1 protein-coding gene is annotated in these 974 nt (G+C 65.6%); it reads right to left on the bottom strand.

What is annotated here, in order from left to right; genetic code table 11:
• Nucleotides 1-974, bottom strand: a 974-nt coding sequence (locus tag JZ792_RS41210) for an AMP-binding protein (protein WP_216918417.1), incomplete at both ends; no start/stop codon positions are given.

Here is a 974-nt window from a genome sequence, read left to right as displayed (position 1 = left end):
GGGACCTTGAAGCCTGCCATGCGGTCGCGGCTCCATTCGATGAGTTCGTCCTCGGTGATCGGCTGCTCGGCGACGATGTAGGCGCGTCCGACCTGGCCCATCCGTTCGTCGGGCACGCCGATGACGGCGGCTTGGGCGACTGCGGGGTGTTGGATGAGGAAGCCTTCGATCTCGGCGGGGTAGACGTTGAAGCCGCCGACGATGTACATGTCCTTCTTGCGCCCGTCGATGCGTAGACGGCCTTGGGCGTCGAGGCTGCCGAGGTCGCCGGTGTGTAGCCAGCCTTCGGCGTCGATGGCTTCGGCGGTGGCTTTCGGGTCGTCGAGGTAGCCCTGCATGACGCTGTAGCCGCGTACGAGGATCTCTCCGTCGGTGGCGATGGCGAGTTCGACTCCGTCGCAGGCCTGTCCGGCGGTGGTGGCGATCTGTTCGAAGGTGTCGCCGGGGCGTGAGGCGGTCGCGGTGCCCGCTTCGGTGAGTCCGTAGCCGGTCATGATCGACCGGAACGGCAGTTCCTGGCTGATCCGGCGGATCAGGTCGACCGGGATGTCGGCCGCGCCGGTGACCGCCGAACGCAGCGACGAGAGATCATGGGTGTTACCGGCTTGCAGCAGGGAGTGGTAGAGCGTCGGCGGGCCGGGCAGCATCGTGACCCGTTCACGCGCGACCAGCTCGAGTACCCGATCCACGTCGAAGATCGGTACCGGCAGGATCGTGGCGCCGCGGATGAGCGAGGCGACCAGGCCGGCCTTGTATCCGAAGGTGTGGAAGAACGGGTTGACGATCAGGTACCGGTCACCCTCGCGCAGATCGGCCAGATCACACCATTCCGTGTAGAGCCGCAGGGTCTGTAAATGGTTCATCATGACGCCCTTGGGGCGACCGGTCGTGCCCGAGGTGTAGACGATATCGGCGATATCGGTACCGACCACCTCACCGTGCTCGAACGGGGTGCCGGAGGTCAGGAAATCCGA

The organism is Nocardia noduli, from assembly GCF_019038455.1.
GTDB classification, from domain to species: Bacteria; Actinomycetota; Actinomycetes; order Mycobacteriales; family Mycobacteriaceae; genus Nocardia; species Nocardia noduli.
The sequence above is the reverse complement of the archived record's forward strand: the minus strand, read 5'-3'. Positions and strand labels throughout refer to the sequence as shown.